The 7,207-nt window shown below is 74.6% G+C and carries 7 protein-coding genes; 4 read left to right on the top strand and 3 right to left on the bottom strand.

The genetic code is table 11. The features are described from left to right. Positions 1 to 891, bottom strand: an 891-nt coding sequence (locus tag MHW47_RS09330; protein WP_239222182.1) for a LysR family transcriptional regulator, incomplete at its 3' end; no start/stop codon positions are given. Positions 892 to 1,003: 112 nt separating this feature from the next. On the opposite strand from MHW47_RS09330, the gene MHW47_RS09325 reads away from it, so the two are divergent. Beyond that, positions 1,004 to 1,915 (top strand): EamA family transporter, encoded by a 912-nt coding sequence (locus MHW47_RS09325; protein WP_239222181.1) that lies wholly within the window; start codon positions 1,004 to 1,006, stop codon positions 1,913 to 1,915. Between the two features lie 8 nt (positions 1,916 to 1,923). On the opposite strand, the gene MHW47_RS09320 is transcribed toward MHW47_RS09325, so the two are convergent. Together MHW47_RS09320 and MHW47_RS09315 are read right to left on the bottom strand one after the other, a co-directional pair. After that, on the bottom strand, positions 1,924 to 2,712 hold the full coding sequence (locus tag MHW47_RS09320; protein WP_239222180.1) for a sugar phosphate isomerase/epimerase: 789 nt from the start codon (positions 2,710 to 2,712) through the stop codon (positions 1,924 to 1,926). A 75-nt stretch (positions 2,713 to 2,787) separates the two neighbouring features. Next, positions 2,788 to 3,852: a LacI family DNA-binding transcriptional regulator gene (locus MHW47_RS09315; RefSeq protein ID WP_239222179.1), complete on the bottom strand. Its 1,065-nt coding sequence runs from the start codon at positions 3,850 to 3,852 to the stop codon at positions 2,788 to 2,790. A gap of 118 nt (positions 3,853 to 3,970) precedes the next feature. On the opposite strand from MHW47_RS09315, the gene MHW47_RS09310 reads away from it, so the two are divergent. Genes MHW47_RS09310 through MHW47_RS09300 form a run of 3 tightly spaced genes read left to right on the top strand, consistent with a single transcriptional unit; the run spans position 3,971 to position 7,129 of the window. Beyond that, positions 3,971 to 5,122 carry a Gfo/Idh/MocA family protein gene (locus tag MHW47_RS09310; protein WP_239222178.1) on the top strand — a complete coding sequence of 384 codons (1,152 nt, stop codon included), beginning with the start codon at positions 3,971 to 3,973 and terminating at the stop codon, positions 5,120 to 5,122. Between the two features lie 37 nt (positions 5,123 to 5,159). Then, positions 5,160 to 6,305: a dihydrodipicolinate synthase family protein gene (locus MHW47_RS09305; protein WP_239222177.1), complete on the top strand. Its 1,146-nt coding sequence runs from the start codon at positions 5,160 to 5,162 to the stop codon at positions 6,303 to 6,305. Beyond that, on the top strand, positions 6,302 to 7,129 hold the full coding sequence (locus tag MHW47_RS09300) for a sugar phosphate isomerase/epimerase (protein ID WP_239222176.1): 828 nt from the start codon (positions 6,302 to 6,304) through the stop codon (positions 7,127 to 7,129). Before MHW47_RS09305 ends, MHW47_RS09300 begins: the two co-directional genes overlap by 4 nt. Positions 7,130 to 7,207 lie beyond the last annotated feature (78 nt).

Here is a 7,207-nt window from a genome sequence, read left to right as displayed (position 1 = left end):
CGGCCCGTGAGCCCGGAGCGCCGCCACCGCCGCCGTGATCGCGGGCCGGCGCGCCGCGCCCGTACGCCACAGCGCGTACAGCCGCCGCACCGGCACCGGGTCCATCCGCACCGCCACCACGCCCTCCGGCAGCGGGCCGCGTCCCAGCCGGGGAATCATCGCCACCCCCAGCCCCGCCGCCAGCAGGGCGAGCTGGGTGTGGTTCTCCTCCGCGCGATGCCGGATGTCCGGCTCGTACCCCGCCGCGCGCAGCGTCCGTACCAGCCAGTCGTGGCACACCGTGCCCGGCGGCTGGCAGATCCACCGCTCCCGGGCCAGCTCCTTGCGCCGCACCCCGTCCCGGCCCGCCAGCCGGTGCCCCGCCGGGACCAGCAGGTCGCACAGGTCGTCCCCGATGACCGCCTGCGCCACGCCCTCCGGCGCGGGCAGCGGGGCGATGTCCCAGTCGTGCGCCACGGCCAGATCGATGACGCCCTTGGCCACCAGGTCCACCGACAGATGCGGATCGACCTCGGTCAGCCGCACGTCCAGCTCCGGATGGGCCCGCTCCAGATCCGCCAGCACGCCGGGCAGCAGCCCGCGCGCCGCCGAGGCGAACGCGGCCACCGACAGCCGCCCGGTCGGCAGCCCCCTGCGCTCCTCCAGCGAGGTCTCCGCCCGCTCCACGATCGCCAGCAACTGCTCGGCGGCGGACACCAGATGGACCGCCTCGTCGGTCAGCGCCACGCCCCGCCCGCGCCGTTCGAGCAGGGTCGTGCGGGTCTCCCGCTCCAGCTTGGTGATCTGCTGCGAGACGGCCGAAGCGGTGTAGCCGAGGGCCGCCGCCGCGGCCGCGACCGAACCGTGGACGGAGACCGCGTGCAGCGCGCGCAGCCGGGCGAGATCGAGCATCGATGGCCTCCGGGGCGGTCCGGACAACGTCCTGAATCGTTAGCGATGCTCAATTCCACCATGAAGAAACGCGCGCTGGTGCTACATGGTCGCCTCGGGTGATCCTCACGGCATGCGTCCCCCGCACATCGCCCTGGCCGCCCTGGTGGCAGCCGTCTGGGGTGTCAACTTCGTCGTCATCGAACTGGGTCTCGGCCACTTCCCGCCGCTCCTGTTCTCCGCCCTGCGCTTCCTGGCCGCCGCCCTGCCCGCCGTCTTCCTCGTCGGCCCGCCCAAGGTGGCGTGGAAGTGGCTGCTGGGCGTGGGGATGGTGCTCGGGGTCGCCAAGTTCGGCCTGCTCTTCATCGGGATGGACCGGGGAGCGGGCGCCGGGCTCTCCTCGCTCGTCCTCCAGGTCCAGGCCGTGTTCACCGCGCTCTTCGCGGCCGTGGTGCTCGGCGAACGGCCCGGCAGGGTACGGCTCCTGGGCATGGCGGTGGCGCTCGCCGGCATCGGGGTCGCGGCCGTCGACGAAGGGGCGAGCGGGCCCGTGCTCGCGTTCGTCCTGGTCGTCGCGGCGGCGGCCTGCTGGGGCGTGTCCAACGTGCTGACCCGCAGGGCGGCCCCGCCGGACGCGCTCAACTTCATGGTCTGGGTCTCGACCGTGCCCGTGCTGCCGCTGCTCGGGCTCTCGCTGATCTTCGAGGGCTGGGACCGCGACCGCGCCGCGCTGGCCGGGCTGGACTGGAGCGGCGCCGGCATCATCGTCTACGTCGCCTGGATCACCACGGTGTTCGGCTTCGGCGCCTGGGGCTTCCTGCTCAGCCGCTACCCGGCGTCCTCCGTCGCCCCGTTCACCCTGCTCGTGCCGGTCTTCGGGATGTCCTCGGCCGCGCTGTTCCTGGGCGAGCCGGTGAGCGGGCTGCGGTGGTGCGCGGCGGCGCTGCTGGTCGGGGGCGTCGCGCTCACCTCGCTCGCCGGGACGCGCCGCACGGCCGCACGGCAGACGGCGCCCGCCCCCGCCGATGAGCCCGCCCCCGCCTGACCGCCCGCCTACTGCTTGGGCGCGCCCAGCCGCAGCAGGTGCTCGCGCCCCGCGCCCAGCAGCCCCGGCAGCTCCGCCGCCTCCGGGTACCAGCGCTTCTCGTACTCCCAGCAGACCCAGCCGTCCGGGTCCAGCGTGTCCAGGCACGCCCGCAGCGGCAGCACCCCGTCCCCGAGGGCGAGCGGCGTGGTGGCGTCGGCCGACGCGATGTCCTTCACCTGTACGTAGCCCAGGTGCGGGGCCAGCACCGCGTGACTGGCCACCGGCTCCTCGCCCGCCAGCCACGTGTGCATGACGTCCCACAGCGCACCGATGCTCCCGTGCCCCACCGTGCCGGCCACCCGGGCGACGTCGGCCCCGGCCCGGTGCGAGTCATGGGTCTCCAGCAGGATGCGTACGCCCAGGTCGGCGGCGTACGGAGCGGCCGCGCCCAGCCGGCGCGCGGCGATCGCGTCCGCCGCCTCCGGGTCCTGGTCACCGCCGCCGGGGAAGACCCGGACGTACGGCGCGCCCAGGTCGGCGGCCAGCCGGGTCAGCGCCGCCAGCTCCTCCAGGACCGGCGCGTCGTCCCCCTCGGCGGCGACCTTCGCGTACCCCGCGACCGCCAGGACCTCGACCCCGGCGTGCGCGAACCCGGCCCGTGCGGCGGCCCGGCCGGGCGCGTCGAGCCCCAGGTGCACCGGCTCCTCCGGGTGGGCGCGCAGCTCCACCCCCTGGTAGCCGTGCTCGGTGGCCAGCCGGGCCACCTCGGGCAGGGACAGCCCCGGCACCCCGAGGGTGGAGAAAGCGAGCTTCACGTGTGGTCCTTCCGTCGTTCGCCGCCCCAGGTCAGGAGGCGGGTGCCCTCTCGCGTACCCCGCCCCGCGCGGGACTCACCCCCGGGGCGGGGCCGTCGAGCCGCGCACCATCAGCTCCGCCGGGATCAGCGCGATGCCGCCCGGCGGCGGCTCCTCCTTGCCCAGGGCCAGCCGGCCCGCCCGCGCCCCCGCCTCGAACAGCGGCAGCCGTACGGTCGTCAGGGCCGGGACCACGTCCACCGAGAACGGCAGGTCGTCGAAGCCGGCCACCGAGATGTCCTCCGGGATGCGCAGCCCCCGGTCCCGGATCGCCGCCGCCGCGCCGAGCGCCACCGTGTCGTTGGCGGCGACGACGGCGGTGATCTCCGGTTCCCGCCGCAGCAGTTCGACGGTGGCGTCGTAGCCGGAGCCCCGGTCGTACGAGCCGTGCACGGTCAGCCGGTCCTCGTCGCCGGTGGCGCCCGCCGCCCGCATCGCCTCGCGGTGCCCGGCCAGCCGGTGGCGGGTCGTGGTGCGTTCCAGGGGGCCCGCGACGTAGCCGATCCTGCGGTGCCCCAGCGAGAGCAGATGCCGGGTCAGCCGCGCGGCCCCGCCCTGGTTGTCGAAGGCGAGCGCGGCCACCACGGACGCCCCGTCCGGCAGCGGCGGACGCCCGCACAGCACGACGCGGGTGCCCGCCTCGGCGAGCTTCGTCAGCTTCGCGGCCATCGCCGACTGGTGCTCCGGGTCCTCCACCGCGCCCCCGGTGAGGACGACGGCGGCGGCGCGCTGGCGCTGGAGCAGGGTGAGGTAGGTCAGTTCGCGGGCGGGGGAGCCGCCGGTGTTGCACACGACCGCGAGCTTCTCGCCGCCCGCCCGCCCGGAGCCGTCGCCCGGCCCGCCGATCTCGGTCTGCGCGGCGCCCGCCATGATCCCGAAGAACGGGTCGGCGATGTCGTTGACGAGGACCCCGACCAGGTCGGACGTGGCGGCGGCCAGCGCGCTGGCCTGCCCGTTCAGCACGTAGTCCAGCTCCTCCACCGCGCGCATCACCCGCTCGCGGGTCGCGGCCGCCACCGGGTAGTTGCCGTTCAGCACGCGGGAGACGGTGGCCGGGGACACCCGTGCGCGGGCCGCCACGTCCGCCAGGGTGACTGTCATCGCATTCCTCCGGGGCCTGAAACCGATCGGGGCGCCCCCTCTTGTCCGGGCCGCTGTCCGCAGGCTAGCGTCATCTCACATAGAAAGCGCTTGCTACGGCCGTACGGAGGGAACTTTCGTGACACGCAGGACAGTGCGCATCGCCATGAACGGCGTCACGGGACGCATGGGATACCGGCAGCACCTGGTGCGCTCGATCCTCGCGATCCGCGAGCAGGGCGGCCTCGACCTCGGCGACGGCGACGTGCTGTGGCCCGAACCGGTCCTCGTCGGCCGCCGCGCCCACGCGCTGGAGGAACTCGCCGAGCGCCACGGGCTGACCGAGTGGTCCACCGACCTCGACGCGGTCCTCGCGGACGACACCGTGGACATCTACTTCGACGCCCAGGTCACCCAGGCCCGGGTGGAGGCGATCAAGAAGGCGGTCGCCGCCGGCAAGCACATCTACACCGAGAAGCCCACCGCCACGGACGTGCAGGGCGCCCTCGACCTCGCCCGCCTCGCCCAGGAGGCCGGCGTCAAGCACGGCGTCGTCCAGGACAAGATCTTCCTGCCGGGCCTGCTCAAGCTGAAGCGCCTCATCGACGGTGGCTTCTTCGGCGAGATCCTCTCCGTGCGCGGCGAGTTCGGCTACTGGGTCTTCGAGGGCGACTGGCAGGAGGCCCAGCGCCCGTCCTGGAACTACCGCGCGGAGGACGGCGGCGGCATCGTCGTGGACATGTTCCCGCACTGGGAGTACGTGCTCCACGAGCTGTTCGGCCGGGTCACCACCGTCCAGGCCCACGTCCAGACCCACATCCCCGAGCGCCGCGACGAGCACGGCAAGCCCTACGCCGCGACCGCCGACGACGCCGCCTACGGCATCTTCCAGCTGGAGGGCGGCGCCGTCGCCCAGATCAACTCCTCCTGGACGGTCCGGGTCAACCGCGACGAACTGGTCGAGTTCCAGGTGGACGGCACCCACGGCTCCGCCGTCGCCGGCCTGCGCAACTGCCGCGTCCAGCACCGCTCGGTCACCCCGAAGCCGGTGTGGAACCCGGACCTGCCCGTCACCGAGTCGTTCCGCGACCAGTGGCAGGAGGTCCCCGACAACGCGGTCTTCGACAACGGCTTCAAGGCCCAGTGGGAGCTGTTCCTGCGCCACATCGTGCTGGACGAGCCCTACACCTGGGACCTGATGGCGGGCGCGCGCGGCGTGCAGCTCGCGGAGCTGGGCCTCCGGTCCCACGCCGAGGGCCGCCGCCTGGACGTCCCGGAGCTGTCGCTGTGACCCGCCGCCCCTCCCACGGACCGACGGAGCCCACCCCGTGACCATCCACCTCCCGCAGGGCCCCTACGAGCCCCGCGCCACCCCGCTCGACCTCGCCCCGGCCGGGTCGCCGCTCGCCTCCCGTACGGTCTTCTCGGCGGCGCACGTCGTCGCCGACCCGTACGCCGACGTCACCCCCGACTCGCCCGCCGCCGTCGACTGGGACGCCACCCTCGCCTTCCGCCGCCACCTCTGGTCGCACGGGCTGGGCGTCGCCGAGGCCATGGACACCGCGCAGCGCGGCATGGGCCTGGACTGGGCGGGCGCCGAGGAGCTGATCCGCCGTTCGGCCGCCGAGGCGAAATCGGTCGGCGGCCGCATCGCCTGCGGCGTCGGCACGGACCAGCTGCCGGCCGGCCCGGCCACGCTCGCCGAGGTGCGGGCCGCGTACGAGGAACAGCTCGCCGTCGTCGAGGAGAGCGGCGCCCAGGCCATCCTCATGGCCTCCCGCGCCCTGGCCGCCGCCGCGAAGGGCCCCCAGGACTACCTGGACACGTACGCCCACCTGCTGCGCCAGGCCACCGAACCGGTCGTCCTGCACTGGCTCGGCCCGATGTTCGACCCGGCGCTCGAAGGCTACTGGGGCTCCACCGACCTGGACCTGGCCACCGACACCTTCCTCCAGGTCATCGCGGAGCACCCGGACAAGGTCGACGGCATCAAGATGTCGCTGCTCGACGTGGACCGCGAGATCGACGTGCGCCGCCGGCTGCCCGGCGGGGTCCGCTGCTACACCGGGGACGACTTCAACTACCCGGAGCTGATCGCCGGCGACGACCAGGGCTTCAGCCACGCGCTGCTCGGCATCTTCGACCCGCTGGGCCCGCTGGCCGCGCACGCGGTCCGGGTCCTGGACACGGGCGACACGCAGGGCTTCCGCGCACTGCTCGACCCGACCGTCGAGCTGTCCCGGCATCTCTTCCGGGCGCCGACCCGCTTCTACAAGACCGGTGTGGTGTTCCTGGCCTGGCTGGCCGGCCACCAGGACCACTTCACGATGGTGGGCGGACTCCAGTCGGCCCGCTCCCTGCCGCACCTGGCGAAGGCGTACCAACTCGCCGACGGCCTCGGGCTGTTCCCGGACCCGGAGCTGGCGGAATCCCGGATGCGCGCCTTCCTGACCGTCAACGGAGGCACCCGATGAGCGACGGCCGGCTCTCCCTCAACCAGGAGACCGTCAAGCAGTGGTCGCTGCCCGAGCTGGCCGAGGGCTGCGCCAAGGCCGGCGTCGACAAGGTCGGCCTGTGGCGGGCGCCCGTGCAGGCGTACGGCGTGGAGGCGACGGCCCGCCTGCTCGCCGACCACGGCCTGTCCGTCACCAGCCTGTGCCGGGGCGGCTTCCTCACCGCGTCGGACCCGGCGGAGCGGACCCGCGCCCTGGACGACAACCGCGCCGCGCTCGACGAGGCGGCGGGCGTGGGCACGGACACCCTGGTCCTCGTCTCGGGCGGCCTGCCGGAGGGCAGCCGGGACCTGTACGCCGCCCGCGAGCGCATCGCGGACGCGCTGGCCGAGCTGGTCCCGTACGCGGCGGAGCGCGGGGTGCGGCTCGCCATCGAGCCGCTGCACCCCATGTTCGCCGCCGACCGCTGCGTGGTCTCGACGCTCTCCCAGGCCCTGGACCTCGCGGAGCGCTTCCCGGCCGAGCACGTCGGCGTCGTCGTGGACACGTACCACCTCTGGTGGGACGACCGGGCCCCCGCGCAGATCGCGCGGGCCGGCGCGGGCGGCCGCATCCACTCCTTCCAGCTCGCGGACTGGATCACCCCGCTCCCGGCGGGCGTCCTGCTGGGGCGCGGCCAACTCGGCGACGGCAGCGTGGACTTCCGGTTCTTCCGCCGCGCGGTGGAGGAGGCGGGCTTCGACGGCCCGATCGAGGTGGAGATCTTCAACGAGGCCCTGTGGGCGCGCGACGGCGCGGAGGTCCTCGCGGAGGTGGCGGCCCGCTACGCCGAGCACGCCTGCTGAACACGCCGCTCCCCGGGGCCCGGCTGTGCGGTCCGGGCCCCGGGGAGGGCGGCGTCTGCCGAGGCGGCGCCCCGGCCG

The sequence above is a fragment of the Streptomyces sp. OfavH-34-F genome, from assembly GCF_022347745.1.
Classification (GTDB): Bacteria; Actinomycetota; Actinomycetes; order Streptomycetales; family Streptomycetaceae; genus Streptomyces.
This window is presented reverse-complemented; position numbering and strand designations above follow the sequence as displayed.